Raw genomic sequence first — 19,661 nt, forward strand, 5'->3', positions numbered from 1 at the left:
CCATACACCTCTTCAAGCACTCAAAAGATGCTGGCGAGGGTTTTCCTTCCGAAGCATTGAAAACTCTTCCAAAAGTCTTTTTTCTCTTTCTGTCAATCCCTTAGGAATGACCACCTGAACCTTAACCAACAAATCTCCTCTACCCTCTCCTTTCAGTTTCGGGAAACCCAGTCCTTTTAAACGGAAAACCGTGCCATTCTGCGTTTCAGGTGGGACACGCATTTTAATCCTCCCCCCGAGAGTCGGAATTTCAATCTCAGTACCCAGAGCTGCTTCAGTCACGGTTACAGGAACTTCCAAAGTAAGGTTATCCCCATCCCGACCAAAGAATGCATGCGGTTTCACCCGTACTAAAAGATAAACGTCTTTCCCACCAACCATTCCCGGAATACGCAGGCGCATATTATCACTCACTCCGGGAGGGATGTTGACGCTGACGACCTTGGAACGTTTCTGCACGCCACTCCCTTCGCAAGCTCGACAGACCTCCTGAACACCAGTTTTGCCCGTACCACCACACCGAGAACAAATCTCCCCGTATTCGATCCGAATACTGCGGGTAGTTCCTCGAAAACTCTCCTCAAGAGAAATTTCCACCTCCGCGTTCACTTCGACAGAACCCTTTCGAGAGGTCTTTCTCTCAGGCTCCTGGGAGAAACTAAAGTGAGAAGTTGTGCGACGGGAAGTCCCCTGCCAGAGATCTCCAAAAAAAGCTTTAAAGAAATCACTAAAGCCACCAAGATCAAAACCAGATTCATACGTGGTGTACTGGTTCGACGCACCAGCACCATATTTTCGGTAAAAATCCCGCCAGAATTCTTCGGTATTTTCTCGTCCATAACTGCTCCAGGCCGCTCCGAGTTCATCGTAACGCCGTTTTTTCTCCGGGTCGCTGAGTACTTCATAGGCCTCGTTTATCTCCTTGAATTTTTGCTCCGCCTCTTTGTTTCCCGGGTTGAGATCCGGATGATACCGACGTGCCAACTTGCGGTATGCTCGCTTGATCTCCTGCTCAGTGGCGTTACGTCCCACTCCGAGGATCTGATAATAATCTTTAAATTCCATATCTTACCACCGCCCCAAAGGGGTGGAAGACCCCACCCCTTTCTTCCTCTACCCTTCCTGAACAAGAATCTTTCTTACTTTCCCTTCTTCAAACTTCGGCAAATGAATCTCCAAAACACCATTTTTGTAAGCAGCAACAACCCGCTCAACGTCAATAGGCATTCTCAGAGAAAAGGAGCGACGAAAAGGACCAAAAGTTCGTTCCCGTCTCAAAAAACTTCCCTGAGTTTCTCCAGGTTTTCGTTCTCCACTTACCGTTAGACGATCTTCAGAAATAGTCACCTCAACTTCTTTCTGGTCTATCCCCGGTAGATCAAAATAGAGCACGATTTCCTTTTCCATTTCCACCACATCGACTCGTGGAAGCCATTCTCCCGATTCCCTCTTTTCCTCTCCAAAAGGAAATTTATCCTCCAGAGCTCGAATAACGCCTTCCTGAAACTCAGCCAATTCTTTCCATGGATTCCATCGTGGAATAACCATTATTCATGCAACCCCCTTTTTTACTTTTTTACCTTCTTTGACATTTCAAAGAGATTATAAAGGCTTCTGCTGATTTTGTCAATAATCGTCAAAAAGCGAGCAAACTATAACCCTAGGTCCTGGGCAATCTTTTGCATGGCTTGCAGAGAAATACTGAGGAAATCCTCCAAGGGAAGCTCAAGCTGCGTACATGCCTTGATTTGGTCCCTTGAAGCTCCTCGGGCAAAACTCTTTTCCTTAAAACGAGAAAGCAAAAAAGGAAGGTCAAGCTTTCCTAACTTACGTTCTCTGTGAACCAAAGCACAAGCCACGATAAAACCGCTCGCTGGGTCAACGGCAAAGAGCGCAATCTCCATTTTTAACTGGGGCTTAAATCCAGTCATTTCGTTGTGAGAACGAACGGCACTGACAATGCAAAAAGGAAAACCAGCTTCCTCTAAGTACTGTGCTCCAAGAAGGCCATGCTGTTCTGGATGATCCTTTGTCTCTTCGTAATCAATGTCGTGGAGAAGGCCAGCGAGACCCCATTCCTTTTCGTTTTCACCAAAAAACAAAGCCAAGGCTCGCATAATCGCTTCGCAAGCCAAGCTGTGTTTCACGAGATTGGGGGCACGCAGATGTCGTCTTAGAAACTCCCAGGCTTCGTTTCTTTCCATATCTTATTTTCTCAAAAATTGCAGAGGATCCATACATTTCCCATTCCTTCTTACCTCAAAATGAAGATGAGCAGTGGTGGCATTTCCAGTCCGGCCCACTTTGGCAATCGGATCCCCCTGATTCACCCTTTGCCCCCTGGTAACCAAATTTACCGAGTTATGAGCATAAACGGTTTGCCACCCTCCAGGGTGGTCAACAATCACAATACGTCCATATCCCCGCATCGTCCCGCTGAAAGACACCACACCACTCTGAGCAGCCCGGATCAGGGTTCCCGATGGAGCAATAATATCAACCCCATTGTGGAAGCTCCTACCCCTCGGTCCAAACGTAGAGGAAATTCTTCCTCGAACCGGCCATAGAAAATTTCCCTGCCCATCAACCTTTACATACTGCCGTGGTAGCGATGATGGGATTTTAATTGCCTGACCAACCCGGAGCACACTCTTTTGGTTAAGACCATTGGCCTTTGCCAAAACATCAACCGCAATGCGGAAACGGCGGGAAAGGCTCCAGAGTGTGTCTCCTGGTTGAATACGGTAGATCTCATAGTTCTCCGCAGAACCAGAAGCCAACACCCGCCCGTCCGAAGAGGGAATTTTGATGGTTTGACCAACCCTTAAAATACTCTTTTCGGTAAGACCATTGGCCTCTGCCAAAGTGCTCACCGAAACCTGGAACCGACGGGCGAGTACCCAGAGGGTGTCACCTGGTTGAATGCAATATGTTGCATACTGCGTAGCGCTCCCCCTTGAAACTTCTGGAGTACTTGAGGTAACCCTGCTTACCGCAATTCCCGGTATGGCGAGCTTCATTCCCACCTGTAGGACACTGTGTTCATTCAACCCATTGGCATCCATGATTGACTTGATGCCGACACCATAGAAACGAGAAATCAACCACAGTGATTCTCCCTGTTTGACAATGTGGACGATGGTCGTCGAAGTTTCGTTTTGTTGCATAGGGGCAGTCAAGGCAGTAGGCAAAAGAATTTTCTGCCCTATTTGGAGGACAGCATTTTCCTCCAGACCGTTGACTTCCATAATCGCCCGTACCGAGGTGTTCAATTTTCGCGCAATACTCCAAAGTGTGTCGCCCTTCTTAACCTCATAGTATCCACTAAAGCTTTGACTCGAAGGATTTTCCTCATCCTGATTTACCAGAATTTTCATTCCTGGTTGTAAAACGCTCTCTTTCGACAGGCCATTCATCTGAAGGAGCTTTGAGAGTGGAACCTGATAACGACGAGCAATGATCCAGGGATTCTCCCCTGGTTGCACTACATGGTACGTTGCTCCCCAGGCAAAAAAAGTTCCCCCACAGAAAAAAACGATTATCAGAACAGTCCCAAAAATAATTTTCCGTCCCTTTACCCTCATGACCGCCTCCTTAAAGCAAAGATGATTCGCTTGCCGTCCAGCTGAAAGTCCTTCACCTGTTCAATACCTGACCATGTTGCCATTTCCTGAAAAATGATTGCTTCCGCCAGGACCTCATTCTGGACCAGAGGTTGATATTTCATAAGGATATCCTTGAATTCCGGGTCGGTACCGGCAAGCAAATAGAGTTCAACCCGGTCCTCAACCTCGAAACCACTTTCTTTACGCATCATTTGAACGGTATGAATAAAATCTCGTATGATTCCCTCTTCCTCGAGCTCCCGATTGAGCTTGATATCGAGGATCACTGCATATCCCTCTTCGCTTTCAATCGAGAAACCTTCTTTCGATCGGAGGATAATGTCCACTTCCTCCTTATCAAAGACCATTTCCTCCCCATTCAGAGCGACTGTCAAGTGTCCTTCCTCTAAAAGAGTTCTGCTTTTCTCTTGGTCACATGTACCCAAAAGCCGGGCGATTTCTTTCACCTTTTTTCCATAACGAGGACCCAAAAGAGCAAAACGAGGTTTTAGCTCAATGTCGATACTTTCCGGAAGATGGGTCACCCACTCCAGCTCTTTGACATTTAATTCTTCCTGAATGAACTCTGCCAGGGGTAAGACAAGCTCCCGTTCCTCTTCCCTTGGCACCACTAGAATGGCCTTCTTTAGGGGTTGCCGTAACTTAATGTTCGCCTTGCTCCGAACAGCTCGTCCCAGAGCAGCCAGTTTGCGGGCTAATTCCATCGCTCGGAGTAACACTGCATCGATTTGATGTTCGTCCGGCTCAGGGTACTCTTCAAGATGCACGCTCTCTTTTCCATAGTGGAATGGTTTGACCAAAACTCCGTACAGGATTTCAGAAACAAAGGGGATAAACGGAGCACACAATTTGGAAAGCCCTACTAGAACTTGGTAAAGCGTCTCATAGGCACTTTTCTTCTCTTCGTCCCATGCTGATTTCCAGAAGCGTCGGCGAGAACGGCGAATGTACCAATTACTCAATTCTTCAATCACAAAATACTCAACAACTTTGGCAGCCTTTGAAATCTCAAAATCATCCAAAAAATTTCGAACATCCCTCACCAGTTGATGAAAACGGGAAAGAAGCCATCGGTCAAAAAGATGCCGTTCGGCAAAGGAAAGATTCAAGGTGGGCGTAAAGTGATCGATATTGGCGTAGAGAATGAAGAAATTGCTCACATTCCATAAGGTGTCAAAAAATTTCCCGTACACCTCCCCTAAGGTAACCTGGCCAAAACGCTTGGGTACCCAGGGAGGAGAAACAGAGAACACGTACCACCGCAACACATCCGCCCCGTAATGCTCGATGAGATCCCAGGGATTCACCACGTTACCAACGTGTTTACTCATCTTCTGTCCTTTTTCATCAAGACCCAGTTCGGTGACCAGACAATTTCGATAAGCAGGGCTTTCGAAAAGGATGGTAGCCAGAACGTGCAAACTGTAAAACCATCCTCTGGTCTGGTCGATGGCTTCACAAATGAAATCGGCTGGGAAATTTTTGAAAAAGTTCTCCCGGTGTTCAAAAGGATAGTGGAGTTGTGCCGCAAACATGGCTCCAGAATCAAACCAGCAGTCAATCACCTCGGAAACTCTTCGCATGATTCCCCCACAGGAAGTACATTCCATGGTGATCCGGTCCACATACGGACGGTGAAGCTCGATTTCGTCGATGTTTTCCAGAGCTCGCATTTTCAGCTCCTCGATGGAGCCAATGGCTTCCCGCCGACCACACTGTGCGCACTCCCAAATGTTGAGCGGTGTTCCCCAGTACCGCTCGCGAGAGAGTGCCCAGTCAACCACATTTTCCAGAAAATCCCCAAAACGACCATCACGGATATGTCCTGGATACCAGTAAATTCGACGATTATTCTCTAAAAGGGCTTCCTTAAAGGCCGTGGTACGGATAAACCAGCTTCCCTTTGCATAATAGAGCAAAGGCGTATCACATCGCCAGCAAAAGGGGTATGAGTGATGGTGGGTCTCCTGAAGAAAGAGCTTCCCCTCTTCGGAGAGATACCTGATGATCAGCGGATCCGCATCTTTCACCCACATTCCTTTCCAGGGAGTGACACGCTCATCATACCGCCCATCACTTCCCACTGGATGGAGAACCGAGAGACCATATTTCTGGGCCATCTGCATATCGTCCTCACCAAAAGCTGGCGCGATATGGACAACCCCGGTTCCTTCTTCCACAGTCACAAATTCTCCGGAAAAGACTCGATATCCATTTTCAGCCAACAAAAATGGCATGAGTGGTTCATACTCCATGCCCAACAGTTCTTCCCCTCGATATGTTCGGACCACGGTGTAATCATCCTCATCAAACAAAACCGGAACCCGTGCCTTAGCTAAAATGAAACGCTCTTTGCTTCGCTTATCTTCTATTTCCAAATATTCAATGTGCTCCCCAACAGCTAAGGCGACATTCGCCACCAGAGTCCAGGGAGTGGTAGTCCAAACCAAGAAAAACCGCTTGGCTTCACCTTTTATTCGAAACTTCACATAAATTGCCGGGTCATCGGTCTCCCTGTAGCCCAGAGCCACTTCGTGGCTCGACAACGAAGTCCCACAGCGAGCACAATAAGGCAACACTTTATATCCCTGATAGAGCAAATCTTTTTCCCACAGAGATTTTAACATCCACCAAACTGTCTCGATGTAGTCGTTGCTACAGGTAATATAGGGATGTTCGAGGTCCATCCATATACCCAGCCGCTCGGTCAAGCGTTCCCATGCCCGAATATACTTGAAGACACTTTCCTTACATTTTGCGTTAAAATTTTCTACCCCGTACGCTTCAATATCTTTCTTTCCCGAAATTCCCAGTTCTTTTTCTACCTCAAGTTCTACCGGAAGTCCATGGGTGTCCCACCCTGCTCGACGAGGAACGTAATAGCCACACATCGTTTTGTACCGAGGCACCAGATCTTTGATACTCCTTCCAATGACATGGCCAGCATGTGGGTAACCATTGGTGGTCGGAGGACCTTCATAAAAAATAAAGGAAGGGGAACCCTCTCTTGCTTTGACACTCCTCTCAAAAATAGCGTTTTCCTTCCAAAATTGAAGAATATTCTCCTCTTTTTTCGGCAATTCGGAGAGCTTACCCAGCGTCTCAAACACTATTTTTCACCTTCCTACGCTTCAATCTCTATCGGTTCTACCAAGATGTAGGGTAGACGCATCTTTCCGTAAACCCAGCGATCATCCCGAGACAGCTCTTTTATGTCCTGCAGAGCACGGTACACATTACCACTGATCATCACATCTTTGACTCGCCCTTGAATCTCGCCACCCTTTACATAAAACCCCAGTTGTACTCCACAGGAAAAGGAACCCGAAGCAATGTTACTTTGCCCCAAGCCCAATACACTATCGACGATCAGTCCTTCTTCCAACTCCTCCACTAGCGTTTCTCTATCCCTCAAACCATTCTTAACCCTTAGAGTTCCAAAGCCAGGCTCTGGAAGATCCTGGTACGAAACTCTGAATCCATTTCCACATGGCGTCTTCTTAAGACGAGCAGCGCTCCACAAATCAAAAAACCCGTTTTCTAACTTACCGTTGTCTATGATATATTTTTCTTTCTGCGTTACGACTCCTTCATCATCGAAAGGACAAGTTCCCATGCTCCATGGTTCATGAGGCGTCTCCAGAAGAGAAAAGAGAGAGGAAAAAATGACCTTGCCAAACTTATCCCCCAGAAGCGATCGTCCAAAAACAATGTTTTTTCCATTCAATCCGTAAAAAAGGGGATACAAAAGCACCAAAGCCCCTTGAGGTGTAAATATGACTGGATATTTCCCGCTTCGGACTGCATAAAGCCTTCTGGAGTACTCAATCTTCTGTTTCAATTCTTGCAGAAGGCCCTCAACATCCACATCCCGGTTACCCCAACCCCGCTCGGCATAAATCTCCAAAATATCATCCTCGGCGGTACGATTCACCACCACAGCGACCTGAAAGAAAGTTCTGGCAAAACTCAGTTTTTCCTCATGATGGTTATACAGTGAACGCTCTTCCTCCCCAGCGGTAATTTCAAGGTTTACAAGAACTTCGGGATATTCCTCTCGAATCTGCGCTACAATATAGTTGGCAAGTTCAACCATGTCCCGAACACCGATGTTTTCCACCCTCGGATCGACAAAATTTTTCCATTCTAGAACCGAGGGGTAAGAAGGAATCTCAAACCGCGCACCCTCCCCAAACTCGCTCATTTCTAGGGCTCTCTCAAAAAATTTCTCTCCCTCCATGGGACAATTGGAAGCGTAAAAGCCTATTTTACCATCCTGGCGAATAACTCTTAGACCATAGCCGGTGGTTTCCTCTACCCTATACCCTTTGAATACCCCTCCTTCGTACTCAACGCCCTTCTCGTGAACTGCACGCACAAACAAGTCACCTTGAAGTCCATTTTTCCTTAACAACCTCACTGCCTCAAACATGTTTATGCCCTCCCACTAAAATTTCCCTCAATCGCACATGAGGACTCCCCGTTGGTGTGGGAAGACCAGTTTGAGCCCCCTTTCCACAACCTCCTATCTGGGTCCAGCGAAAATCAGAAGCTACAGCGTCAATTTGCTTTAAGGTATGGAAGAGGTTTCCGCTCAAAACCACATCTTTAACCATTTCTCCTATTTTACCTTTTTCGATACGATATCCATAGGCTGCTGAAAAAGTAAAAAGCTCCAGCGCTGTATTACCCCCGATATATTCTACAGCATACAGACCATCGTCGATATCCCGAAACAAATCTTCCCTCTCGGTCTTGCCTTCTTCGATAGCCGTATTACTCATCCTGACAATCGGTGCAAACTTATAGGAAATCGTCCGGGCGTTACCGGTGGGCTTTTCTTTCATGAGATATGCCGTTTCTCGAGAATGCAATCGACCTGTCAGGAGTCCATCTTTGATGAGATAAGTTCGTTGGGTCCGCATTCCCTCGTCGTCATACTTCGAGGAACCACGCAAGCCCGGAATACCGCCATCATCAAAGACACTCAAAATTGGGGAAGCGATTTCCTTTCCTAGGACCATCATTTTTTGCAACCGTTCATTCCGACTCAGAAAATCGGCTTCGCTTAAATGCCCAAAGGCTTCGTGAACGAAAACTCCAGCAAGTACCGGATCCAGAACAACATCACGCACACCCCCCTCAAAAGGAGGAGCTTCAAGAAGGTCTAACGCTTTCTGCGCCACTCCTTGTACCATTTCTTCTTTTCCCTGTACCACTTCGAAACCACCTTTTTCAGCCACCCCATTCTGGTACATCTCAATCGTGTCGTTCTTCTTGGCCACCGCTACAAACCTTAAATTGATATCAGGACTCTCCACCGATATCACCGAACCATCAGAATTGGCTATATACAATTCTCTCCACTCATCTTTATATTCCACCGTGAAACTAACAAGGAGTGGAGACGCTTCTTTCACAATGCGAGCATAATAGAGAAGGAGATTGACCTTATCTTTCAGTGGCTTGAAACGGAAATCATCTTTCACCGAAATGGTGACTACATCACTAATTGGTTCTCCTCGCACCACTCCTCCATCACTTCGGGGCAGAAGCGAGGAGGAGTGGAGGGCTTCCTCCACTCTCTCCTTCAGGTTTTTCCACCCACTAAAAGTTGTAAACCACCATCCGGTATGTGGATTCAAGACCCGGACATATCCTCCTTCTTCTATACCCTGTCTTACTTTTTCTAAAAGCCCGTTCTGGAGACGAATGAAAGTAAACGATTTCCTCTCCAAACGAATTTCAAGGTACTCCCCTCGACTGGGAAACCTTATCAGCCTCTGGAGCTCTTCTCTCATTGCTGGGATTCCCCGTTATTTTCTCCTGATTCCGCTTTCGGTAAGTTTTCCTCTATTATGGCAATTTCTGACTTATTTTTCAATCCTTCAATAAGCTTATCAAACGCTTCCTGCTGTTTTTGGGGTGTCAAACGGGTGATAATTTCTTCTTTGACTTCACCGAGCTCTTTTAAACGGGGCTGCAAGTGTTCACTCACCAGGAAAATATGAAATCCGTAACCGGTTTCTACAACATCGCTGAAATTCCCTGGAGCTAAATCAAAAACCACCTTCTCAATTTCTGGATCAAGGTCTCCCCTTTTCACGTATCCCATCGCACCACCACTAACCGAATCAGGAGATTCCGACTTGCTCTTAGCTACTTCTTCAAATGGTTTACCACCCTTCAATTCTTCCAAAACCTCCTGGGCCTTCTCCTTGGTGCTAACCATAATGTGGCTGACTTTAACCTGTTCAGGTTCTGTGTACAGAGTAGGATTCGCATTGTACTCCTTTTCCACTTCCTCATCACTGACTGCGACTTTCTCCAAAATCTCTCTTTTAATGAATTCACTCACCAGAACCTGTTTCTTGATGCTTTCTAACCTTTTCAATACCACGGGATCGTTTTCTAAATTATTCTTCTTTGCTTCCTGAACAATCAGAGCTTGTCGTATCAGTTGCTCCAGTAAGTCTTTCATACCTCCCGGAAATTGAACACGATAGGACTCAGGAAGGCTATTCCAGATTTCTTCCAACTCACTCAAGTAAATCGGTTCTCCATTGACCTGCGCGACAATAGCTTGAGTTGCGTTCGCGCTCGAAGCACCAGAAGGATCGGGTTGTTCCTGAGCAAGAGCCAAAGCAGTAAATCCCAACAGCAAAATCAAAAGAGGAATCAAACTCTTTTTCCAGTTCATTCTCATTCTCCTTTCTCTTCTTCCTTCTTCTCTCTTTGCAAAAGGCGAAAAGAAAAACGCTCTTCTATGGTTCCCCTACTTACATGCTCCCCCCCTTCATTCCCAGATTCGAGCAATGAAAACAGTTTCTTTTCCACCTCTTCCAACTTTTTCCCCACTTCTCGAACTAAAACACTGACTTCCTTCAACTTCTCGTTCACTATCCAGAACAACAAAAGCCCGTAAAGAGTCAAAATCATAAGCAAAATTCCCAAAAGCAAAGTTAAAACCCCCTAACGTTCAGAACCTCAAACTATGACCGAACCACTTCGTATTTCCCTTAAACCCCCGAAACGTTCCTCGCTCACCCCGATACCCACAAGACAGTTACGGTGTATGATACAGGAAGGAGGGATATGACTACCTTTGCCAACCAGATTGATTCCCCAACTCAAGAGTTCAGGGCGAACCAGGTTTGGCGTCATGTCCTCCCCATATCCGAGTACAGCTTCTTCCCCTACAATCACGTTTTTATCCAGAATACTCTGTATCACTCGAGCTTTCTTTTTTATCACTGCATTGTTAAAAACGATGGAATCAATCACCTGGGCACCCTCTTCCACCACCACACCTGGAAAGAGCACCGAATGCAAAACATAACCTTTGATGAATGCCCCTTCTCCAATTATACTCGATTGCACCAGCGATCTTGGGCAAATTCTCGTCGGTGGATAGGGAGGGCGATTGGTATAGATGACCCAGTCAGGGTCATAGAGATTAAAAGACGGAAGAGGCAATAAGAGATGCATATTGGCTTCCCAGTAAGCCTTCACCGTACCGACGTCAAACCAAGAACCAGTATAAAAATATGCCTTCATTTTGACCCTACCAATACTCTCCTGAATGACATTCTGGACCAAGTCAAACTTCCCTTCCCGGGCATTTTCAGTCAACTTCTGCAAAAGGAACTCGGTTCGAAAAACATAGATACCCATGAAGACCACGTCACTCCAGGGTATGGATGGCTTTTCATCAAAACGAATGATGTTGTTTTGCTCATCCACCTCCACAATCCCAAATCGTGACGCTTCCTCCTTCTGGACTCTGGTAACCACGAGCGTCACATCCGCATCATGATCCAGGTGGTAGGTGAATAGTGGATTATAATCCATGAGGTACGCATGGTCGCCAGAGAGAACCAGAAGATGAGAAACCTTTTTACGAAGGATGATATTCATATTTTGATACAATGCATCCCCCGTACCCCGGTACCATCCACCTACCGTACGACTCAAATAGGGCTGCAAAAGCTCAACCCCACCTCTTTTGCGATCTAAGTCCCAGGGCCGTCCCACTCCGATATGCTCAATGAGCGAACGAGGTTGATACTGAGTAAGAATTCCAATGTCGTAGATTCCCGAATTCACACAGTTACTGAGAGGAAAATCAATGAGTCGATAACATCCTCCAAAAGGAACTGCAGCTTTGGCTCTTTCCACAGAAAGAACACTGAGGCGATCTCCCTTCCCTCCCGCAAGAATCATCGCATACTTAATGGCGGCCACAACGCTCACCCACTTTGGTATCAATCAGTTTTCGCAATATCGACGCCGCTTTTTCAGGTACCAGCGGGTTAATATAGAAACCGGTCCCCCACTCGAAACCGGCCATATGAACTGGAAAGGGTATAATCTCTAAATGCCAGTGGTAGACCCATCGGCAATCCTCATCCGCCGAGTCACGAGGATAAGGAGCCACGTGAAGAACAAAATTAAAAACGGGTTTCCCCAGGGCTTCCGCCAATGCCTGCAAAACCAGTTTGAGTATTTCTGCAAAAGAGGAAAGTCGCTCCATCTCGGTAAAGTAAGCGCAATGCTCAAGGGGTAAAATCCAGACCTCATAGGAAAAACGAGCCGCATAGGGTACCAGAGCCAAAAAGTATCCATTTTTCAAAACCAGGCGCTTTTCCCTTTTCAACTCTTCTTCCAGAAGAGCACAAAAAATACACCGCCGCTCACGAGCGTAAAAATCACGAGCCACAGTAAGTTCTTCTTCGACTCGCTTTGGGATTACAGGGGTAGCGATGAGCTGAGAATGAGGATGGAACATCGAAGCCCCAGCCTGCATCCCTTGATTCTTAAAGATGAGACAGTAGCGTAAGTGTTTTTCTTGCTCCCAGAATTTCATTCGTTCCCGATAAGCGTACACCACCCGTTCCAGCTGCTCCACAGGAAAATCGATAAAAGACAGGTAATGTTCTGGGGTTTCCACGATGACCTCATGCACCCCAAAACCACCCATTCTCTCGTAAAACAAACCCTCTTTTTCCCAGCAGAACTTTTCTTGTGTCCCTAAAGCAGGAAACTTATTGGGGAAAACTCGAACCTGCCATTTTCCATTCTCATTTCTGAGACAGAATACTTCGTCTGGAGTGCAGGATTCCATACCCTCACAAAAAACACAGGGATAACTCTGACCCCGTTCTGATTTGACTTCAAAGTCGTACGGTCGATGGGACCTTTGTGGAGCAATGATTACCCACACTCCAGTGACCGGATCCCGTCTCCACTCCAACTCGTTAGGGAATCCACTCTTCATCGCCTTCGATACTCTCCAGAAACAACACCAGTAACTGAACGGCACTATCAAGATCAGCGAGGTCCACAATCTCAACCGGGGTATGCATATACCGGTTCGGAATACCCAAAAGTCCCGTAACTACCCCGTCACGGGTAATCTGGATCGCATTGGCATCGGTACCAGTAGCTCTGGATTCAGCTTGAATCTGATAGGGAATCTGATGGTTCTGAGCGACCTCAACCAATCTTTTAAAAATCTTGGGATTGACGTTCGGACCGCGGGCAATCACCGGTCCTTTACCTAAACCAATTTCTCCCACCCTTCGTTTATCAACATCCGGACAATCTGAAGCAAAAGTTACATCAATTGCAATCCCAATATGAGGAGCAACGCCAAAAGCACTGGTTCTCGCTCCCCGTAGACCCAGTTCTTCTTGAACAGTACTGACTCCATAAAGGGCACACCGAAGTTTTTCCTTGTTCACTCTTCGTAAAACTTCGGCAACCACAAAGGTTCCCACCTTGTCATCAAAACCCTTACCAGCAATCCGATTCCCCAAAAGTGGTTGAAAACCGACGTCAAAAGTAATCGGATCCCCAACATGAACTCTCTTCAGAGCTTCCTCCCGGCTCACAGCCCCAATGTCAACCCACTGCTCTTCAATTTTTGCCACCTTTTGCCTTTCCTTTTCTTCAATAAGATGAATCGGTTTTTTCCCGATTACTCCGGCAACTGGACCATCCATAGTATGAATGACCACCCGGGAACCAGGGGTGATATGAGGATCAACTCCCCCTACAGTGGAAAAATAGATATACCCTTGTTCATTCACATACTCAACCATAAATCCAATTTCGTCACAATGTCCTGCAAGCATTACTCTGAGCGTTAAGGAGGGATTAATAACCCCAAAAGCATTTCCATGAACATCCTTATAAGAGGCGTCGACATGACCTTTCACCCGTTGCAAGAACAACTCCTGCACCTGTTCTTCAAAACCCGAAGGACTGGGTGTGGTAATTAAGGCTTTCAAGAACTCAAGCTGGTCTTGTTCCACCGGTTCTCTCCCCCTTCAACACGATTTTGCAACTCTCCTCTTCCGTTTATGACTCCTTCTTAAAGTAATCTCTAACGCCTCATCCAAATTGTCAACCAAAAAAACTTCGATTTTATCCTGTATTTCAGCCGGTAACTCTGACAGATCCTTTTGATTCTCTCTGGGTAGAATAATTCGGTACACCCCCACCCGATATGCAGCCAAAACCTTTTCTTTAATCCCCCCCACCGGGAGGACTCTTCCCGTCAGAGTAATTTCTCCAGTCATAGCAATGTCATGTCGCGCTGGTATTTTGGAGAGAGAAGAAACAATCGATGTGGCAATGGTTATTCCAGCCGAAGGGCCGTCCTTCGGGATGGCGCCAGCCGGCACATGAACATGAATATCATGTTTTTCGTGAAATTCTGGAGAAATATCCCAATCTTGTGCTCGTTCCCGCACACAGGAAAGAGCAATTTTCGCCGACTCCTGCATAATCTCTCCCATATTTCCGGTAAGAATCAAGTTCCCTTTTCCAGGTAATACCGCCGTTTCGACAAAAAGTATTTCTCCCCCGGTCTCAGTCCAAGCCAGACCCGTTGCCACCCCCACCCGATCTCGTCCCGCAGTAATTTCCTCATAAAAACGGCGGGGTCCCAGAAATTCCCGGAGCGTTACTTCGTTGATGGATAAAGGTGCCTTTTTCCCAGAAACAAGATATTTCGCCACTTTGCGACAAATAGCAGCGATATTCCGTTCCAGATTCCTGATCCCTGCTTCTCGAGTATACTCCCGGATGATCTTTCGAATCATTTCATCTTCGATCACGACGTCTTCAAGCTGGATTCCATTTTCTCGGCACTGCTTGGGTAGGAGATATTGCCTGGCAATGATAATTTTATCCTGATCCGTATACCCAGGGATAGAAATGACTTCCATCCGATCAAGAAGAGCTGGGGGAATGGTATCAACAACATTGGCAGTAGCGATAAACAGAACCCGAGAAAGGTCAAATGGTACTCCAAGATAGTGATCCACAAAACTCGAATTCTGCTCTGGATCCAGAACCTCAAGAAGAGCGGCAGCCGGATCACCCCGGAAATCAAGACCCAGTTTATCAATCTCATCCAGCATAAACACCGGATTTTTGCTTTTCGCCTTGCGAATTCCCTGAATAATCCTTCCAGGCATGGCTCCTACATAGGTACGTCGATGTCCCCGAATTTCAGCTTCATCCCTTATACCACCAAGAGAAATACGCACAAACTTTCTACGGAGTGAACGAGCAATCGACTTCCCCAGAGACGTTTTTCCCACCCCGGGTGGACCCACAAAGCAGAGAATTGGTCCTTTAAGGTCTTTCTTGAGCTGGCAAACCGCCAGATACTCCAGGATTCGTTCTTTCACTTTTTCCAGATCATAGTGGTCTTCATCGAGAACTTTCTTTGCCAGTTCAATATCCAGAACGTCTTCAGTGTCCTGGTTCCAAGGTAACTCTACAATCCAGTCCAGATAATTCCTGATCACCGGATATTCAAAAGAAGCCACCGGAACTCGGGAGAGCCGTTCCAGCTCTTTCTCGGCTTCTTCTCGAACTTCTGCAGGAAGGTTAAGCATTTCAATCCGACGCCTTAATTCGTTGATTTCACTACTTTTCTCATCCAATTCACCAAGTTCCCGCTGAATGGCTTTCAACTGCTCTCTTAAAAAATACTCCCTTTGCGTTTTAGCCAGTTCTTTTTGAATCTGCGTCTGGATTTTGTTCCCAATCTGGAGGATCTCCAGCTCTCGTGAAAGATAGAAATTCACCTTTTTTAACTTTTCCAGAAGTTCAAAAACAGAAAGAATGTCCTGTTTCTGCTCGGTACTCAGGTTGAGATTGGAAGCAACAAAGTGCGCAAGCCGGGAGGGTTTTTTAATATTCATCGCTGCCACAAAAGCTTCTTTAGGTAAATATGGAGCAAGTTCCACAACCTTCTGGAAAAGACTCAGAATACTGCGGGTCAACGCTTCAATTTCATCAGAACGAACTTCTTCTTCCTGGACTATTTCAATCCTGGCCACCGGATATGGTTCCCACTGTATCCATTCCTTAACCCGGAACACGGCCAAACCAAACACCAGAATTTGTACCGCTTCCTCAGGAAGCTTGAGCATTCGCGAAACACGCCCAAGTACTCCTATTTCGTAAAAATCATCCTGGGAAGGCTCCTCCACATCATGACGCCGAAGTGTTACCGCCCCCAAAATTTTGTTCCCCAGTACCACGTCATTCACCAGTTGAACCCACTTGTCTCCCTGCACAAGAAGCGGCATGGCAATTTCGGGAAATAAAACATTGTCTTCCAGAGGCAAAATAGGAACTTCCTGAGGAAATTCCTTCTCTTTATTGCTATGGCCCTCTTGAGGTATCAATTCCTCATTGAGAACGCCTTCTCCCATGTCAAATTCTCCCAAAAGGGAAAACCAGTTTTCTCCTACTTCCACTTTGCACACCTCATCCTTCAACGAACCGGAATCTTTTTGGTTTCAGCCGTCCTTTTTTTGCATTCTACAATCAAAAAACCCCGACGATAGTAAGCCCGAGTTGTGTCAGGGTCAACGTTCTCCTGAAAATCGACCTCCCGATAAAAAGGACCAAAGTTGATCTCCATACGATAATAATCCTTCTTTAAGGGAAAAGGGACTTCTTTCCTTATTCCCTGCACAATCAACTTTTGTCCTCTAATAAGAATCTCCACATCGTCAAGATCAACCCCTGCCAGCTCCATGACCACCACGAAACTTCCCTCAGTCTCAAAAACATCGCATGGAGGTACCCAGGCATCGTCCGAAATCAGGATAATACTGGACTTTGCCTTCAACACATGTTCCATAAATTTCTGTATTTCCTGCTCAAATACCCAAATATTGGATCTCTCTTTCACGATGCATATCCTTCCCCATTAAAAAACAACCATCATTCGCTGCAAAACATAGGTTGTTTTGCCATCCTGCGATTCCACCATAATGTTTATTCTGTTTTTTCCCAATTCCATTTGACCATCAAGGGCGATAATCTGCACATTGGCAGGGGTAATCCGTCCTTCTCGTACCGTACCGGCAAAAACAACATGTCCATTGAGCAAAATCCGAATCGTTCCACTACCAAAAGCCTGACCCCAGAGGTAGAGTGCGCCGGAACGAAGTGGCTGGTGCATCAGAAAACCAGCTTCGAGGCTATCACCGGCATGCATCACCAGAGAATACATGGGGTTAACGGTGTGATTCACCTCAAAACTACCCCGATACGTGAATTCTTCCATGTTCGTGTACGCCTTTCCTTCACTAAAGTCCACAAAGTAAAACCCCACCCCGGAATACACACCAGTCCCACTGACAGTTCCATAACTCAGATCACTCGAGGGTAATAAATGACGTATCCCCTCAAAATAAGCCTTTATTTCTAATTCTCGGGAAACCTCTACCTGAGGAGCAAAGAAGCGATTTTTTGTCCTCCCGCTTGCATCCGTATAGGTCACTTCCCGTTCAAAACTCCCTCCGCTTGCCATCCAGCGAATACTTCGCCCCTCAACCGGCTTACCCCGCAGGTCTTTGAGCAGTGCTTCGAACTCCAGGGTTTCTCCTGAAGCAACTTGAAATGTTTTTGGAGTAAGCACCAAAAGAGTCTGCAATTTATCTGGATTTACGGTAAACGTTATCTCGGCATAGGAACCCCGGTACACCGTATCCCCCTCAAAACGAGCCGTAACCCGCACAGAGAAGGCATCGCTCGCTCGCGGGGCTGTATACCACACTTCCGCTTGACCAGCAGTATTGGTCAAGCTCTGATAATTCTCCAAAGTCCCATCGCTGACTTCCCACTGGATCCTACGCCCCACCAAAGCGTTTCCGGCTTCGTCTGCAAGGAAAAGACTCAATTTTACCTTTCCTCCAGCAGGAACTTCAGCCGGTACCCGGTCAAACCGGAGGAAAGAAGAAGCCATTTGCCGTTCAGTAAGAACTTGAATAACCGCCTTCTGAGCATAAACCTCCTCACCCAGAATCGCCTTCATACGAGAAGGATACTTCATCGCTTCGACCAGCAACCGATCAGGTAACACTTTTTTAGAGAGAATCAGAACGAATTTTTCCATGCCCTCTGGACCAGAAACCGTTCCATAAAGTTTCCTTTCGCTCTCCGCAACGATGGGTTCGTTATTTTTGATAATTTTTGCTTTTCCATCTGGAGTATAATTAAAGATACTGACATATCCACCCCGAGCGCTCCAGTAAGAGAGCACCAGATTGTCGCCAATGTAGTAGGTCCCGAAATTGCCCTTATCTGGAGTAAGGCGCAAAAAGGGAGAAACAAACATCTGATCAATACTGGCGATTTCTTGCGATGAGATCTCAAAAACAAAGGAACGAGCTAAACCCACACCAAAGCCCAACACGATAACAAAAATCATGGTGAACATTAAGACTTTTCCAAACCTCATCACGATCACCTAACCTCTATTGTTCTAAGCTCTCTCCACTGGGAATAAAAGTCGAAGGAAAAGCTTCTCCTTCCAGATCCGAACCAATACGGCAATTGCGCCCTATGACGGTCTGGGGTGGGATACGGGTATTTTTTCCAATCACCGTGAGGCCACTCTGCAGCATTTGTGGAAACTTTCGATTGGGAGTGCCATCGTTCCCATACCCAACAAAGGCCTCTCTCCCAACCACCACCAGTTTATCCACAATCACCCGATCCAAAAATGCCTTATGTTCAATCGTCACATCATCCATCACAATAGAATCCCGAATTTCAGCACCCTCGCTCACATAAACTCCGTTAAAGAGGATGGAATTGACCACCTTTCCGTTCACAATGGTTCCACTGCCCAGGATGCTATTTTCCACCATCGCTTCCTGCCCCAGCTTCACTGGGGGACGATCTTCAAGGGGGGTATATATGGGCCACCTCTCTTCGTGAAGATCAATAGGAGGATTGGGCTTTAAAAGTTCCATGTTCGCTTCCCAGTATGCATCCAGAGTCCCAACATCTTTCCAATAACCCTGGAAACGAAAGGCAAAAACCCGGCGCGTTCCAATCATCCTGGGAATAACGTCTTTACCAAAATCAAAAGAACTTCCTGATCGTTGGGATTCTTCTTTGACTTCTTCCTCAAGAATTGCCCGATTGAAAACATAAATTCCCATGCTGGCCAGGTTGCTCTTAGGATGCGCTGGTTTTTCTTCAAAATCAAAGACCCTTCCCCCAGCGTCAACACTGAGAATTCCAAAACGATGTGCTTCCTCCCAAGACACCTCAATCACCGAGATGGTAAGATCAGCTCCATTTCGCCTATGAAATTCAATGAGCACTCGGTAATCCATTTTATATATGTGGTCTCCTGAGAGGATGAGTACCAGTTCAGGGTTTTTCTCCCGAATAAAATTCAGATTCTGATAAATCGCCGCGGCAGTACCCCGATACCAATCCGTCAAATCATCACTCACATATGGCTGCAACAGGAAAATACCTCCATTCACCCGATCCAGATCCCAGGCCTTGCCCGTACGAATATGGTCGTTTAGAGAACGGGGATTGTACTGGGTTAAAATCCCAATGCAGTAGATCCCAGAATGAACGCAATTACTCAAACAAAAATCAATAATCCGGTATTTTCCCCCAAAGGGTACAGCTGGCTTGGCCCGTTTTTCCGAGAGGATATCAAGTCTTCTTCCTTCGCCCCCGGCCAGAATCATC

General features: G+C 46.5%; 16 protein-coding genes. All 16 read right to left on the reverse strand.

Annotated features, from left to right (window positions below):
* Positions 1-12: 12 nt before the first annotated feature.
* Complete coding sequence (locus tag ABDK92_02055) at positions 13-1,065, reverse strand: DnaJ C-terminal domain-containing protein (GenBank protein ID MEN3185407.1); 1,053 nt, start codon at positions 1,063-1,065, stop codon at positions 13-15.
* A 48-nt stretch (positions 1,066-1,113) separates the two neighbouring features.
* Positions 1,114-1,548: an Hsp20/alpha crystallin family protein gene (locus ABDK92_02060; GenBank protein MEN3185408.1), complete on the reverse strand. Its 435-nt coding sequence runs from the start codon at positions 1,546-1,548 to the stop codon at positions 1,114-1,116.
* A 104-nt stretch (positions 1,549-1,652) separates the two neighbouring features.
* A complete protein-coding gene (locus tag ABDK92_02065) occupies positions 1,653-2,204 on the reverse strand; it encodes an HDIG domain-containing metalloprotein (protein MEN3185409.1) in 552 nt (183 codons plus the stop codon).
* A 3-nt stretch (positions 2,205-2,207) separates the two neighbouring features.
* On the reverse strand, positions 2,208-3,584 hold the full coding sequence (locus ABDK92_02070; GenBank protein ID MEN3185410.1) for a LysM peptidoglycan-binding domain-containing protein: 1,377 nt from the start codon (positions 3,582-3,584) through the stop codon (positions 2,208-2,210).
* Entirely contained in the window at positions 3,581-6,736 is a 3,156-nt protein-coding gene (gene ileS / locus ABDK92_02075) for an isoleucine--tRNA ligase (protein ID MEN3185411.1), read from the reverse strand. The genes ABDK92_02070 and ileS overlap by 4 nt, the downstream gene beginning before the upstream one ends.
* A gap of 14 nt (positions 6,737-6,750) precedes the next feature.
* Positions 6,751-8,058, reverse strand: coding sequence for a TldD/PmbA family protein (locus ABDK92_02080; protein ID MEN3185412.1), 1,308 nt, complete (start codon positions 8,056-8,058; stop codon positions 6,751-6,753).
* A complete protein-coding gene (locus ABDK92_02085; protein ID MEN3185413.1) occupies positions 8,051-9,427 on the reverse strand; it encodes a TldD/PmbA family protein in 1,377 nt (458 codons plus the stop codon). The genes ABDK92_02080 and ABDK92_02085 overlap by 8 nt, the downstream gene beginning before the upstream one ends.
* On the reverse strand, positions 9,424-10,326 hold the full coding sequence (locus ABDK92_02090) for a peptidyl-prolyl cis-trans isomerase (protein ID MEN3185414.1): 903 nt from the start codon (positions 10,324-10,326) through the stop codon (positions 9,424-9,426). Before ABDK92_02090 ends, ABDK92_02085 begins: the two co-directional genes overlap by 4 nt.
* Before the next feature lie 2 nt (positions 10,327-10,328).
* Complete coding sequence (locus ABDK92_02095; protein MEN3185415.1) at positions 10,329-10,586, reverse strand: hypothetical protein; 258 nt, start codon at positions 10,584-10,586, stop codon at positions 10,329-10,331.
* 27 nt (positions 10,587-10,613) lie between these two features.
* On the reverse strand, positions 10,614-11,879 hold the full coding sequence (locus ABDK92_02100) for a glucose-1-phosphate adenylyltransferase family protein (protein MEN3185416.1): 1,266 nt from the start codon (positions 11,877-11,879) through the stop codon (positions 10,614-10,616).
* Positions 11,857-12,903: a galactose-1-phosphate uridylyltransferase gene (galT, locus tag ABDK92_02105; protein MEN3185417.1), complete on the reverse strand. Its 1,047-nt coding sequence runs from the start codon at positions 12,901-12,903 to the stop codon at positions 11,857-11,859. Before galT ends, ABDK92_02100 begins: the two co-directional genes overlap by 23 nt.
* Positions 12,884-13,942, reverse strand: coding sequence for a M42 family metallopeptidase (locus ABDK92_02110; protein ID MEN3185418.1), 1,059 nt, complete (start codon positions 13,940-13,942; stop codon positions 12,884-12,886). Before ABDK92_02110 ends, galT begins: the two co-directional genes overlap by 20 nt.
* Before the next feature lie 15 nt (positions 13,943-13,957).
* Positions 13,958-16,363 (reverse strand): endopeptidase La, encoded by a 2,406-nt coding sequence (lon, locus tag ABDK92_02115; GenBank protein ID MEN3185419.1) that lies wholly within the window; start codon positions 16,361-16,363, stop codon positions 13,958-13,960.
* 62 nt (positions 16,364-16,425) lie between these two features.
* Positions 16,426-16,848 carry an Hsp20/alpha crystallin family protein gene (locus tag ABDK92_02120; protein MEN3185420.1) on the reverse strand — a complete coding sequence of 141 codons (423 nt, stop codon included), beginning with the start codon at positions 16,846-16,848 and terminating at the stop codon, positions 16,426-16,428.
* Positions 16,849-16,866: 18 nt separating this feature from the next.
* Positions 16,867-18,402: a hypothetical protein gene (locus tag ABDK92_02125; GenBank protein MEN3185421.1), complete on the reverse strand. Its 1,536-nt coding sequence runs from the start codon at positions 18,400-18,402 to the stop codon at positions 16,867-16,869.
* Between the two features lie 16 nt (positions 18,403-18,418).
* Positions 18,419-19,660, reverse strand: a complete 1,242-nt coding sequence (locus tag ABDK92_02130; GenBank protein ID MEN3185422.1) for a glucose-1-phosphate adenylyltransferase — start codon at positions 19,658-19,660, stop codon at positions 18,419-18,421.
* Position 19,661 lies beyond the last annotated feature (1 nt).

It is taken from the genome of Atribacterota bacterium (assembly GCA_039638595.1).
GTDB classification, from domain to species: Bacteria; Atribacterota; Atribacteria; order Atribacterales; family Caldatribacteriaceae; genus Profundicultor; species Profundicultor thermophilus.

Coding starts and splice junctions, on each gene's coding strand:
- ABDK92_02055 (MEN3185407.1), bottom strand. CDS start 1,065: ATGGAATTTAAAGATTATTATCAGATCCTCGGAGTGGGACGTAACGCC.
- ABDK92_02060 (MEN3185408.1), bottom strand. CDS start 1,548: ATGGTTATTCCACGATGGAATCCATGGAAAGAATTGGCTGAGTTTCAG.
- ABDK92_02065 (MEN3185409.1), bottom strand. CDS start 2,204: ATGGAAAGAAACGAAGCCTGGGAGTTTCTAAGACGACATCTGCGTGCC.
- ABDK92_02070 (MEN3185410.1), bottom strand. CDS start 3,584: ATGAGGGTAAAGGGACGGAAAATTATTTTTGGGACTGTTCTGATAATC.
- ABDK92_02080 (MEN3185412.1), bottom strand. CDS start 8,058: ATGTTTGAGGCAGTGAGGTTGTTAAGGAAAAATGGACTTCAAGGTGAC.
- ABDK92_02085 (MEN3185413.1), bottom strand. CDS start 9,427: ATGAGAGAAGAGCTCCAGAGGCTGATAAGGTTTCCCAGTCGAGGGGAG.
- ABDK92_02090 (MEN3185414.1), bottom strand. CDS start 10,326: ATGAACTGGAAAAAGAGTTTGATTCCTCTTTTGATTTTGCTGTTGGGA.
- galT (MEN3185417.1), bottom strand. CDS start 12,903: ATGAAGAGTGGATTCCCTAACGAGTTGGAGTGGAGACGGGATCCGGTC.
- lon (MEN3185419.1), bottom strand. CDS start 16,363: ATGGGAGAAGGCGTTCTCAATGAGGAATTGATACCTCAAGAGGGCCAT.
- ABDK92_02125 (MEN3185421.1), bottom strand. CDS start 18,402: ATGAGGTTTGGAAAAGTCTTAATGTTCACCATGATTTTTGTTATCGTG.
- ABDK92_02130 (MEN3185422.1), bottom strand. CDS start 19,660: ATGATTCTGGCCGGGGGCGAAGGAAGAAGACTTGATATCCTCTCGGAA.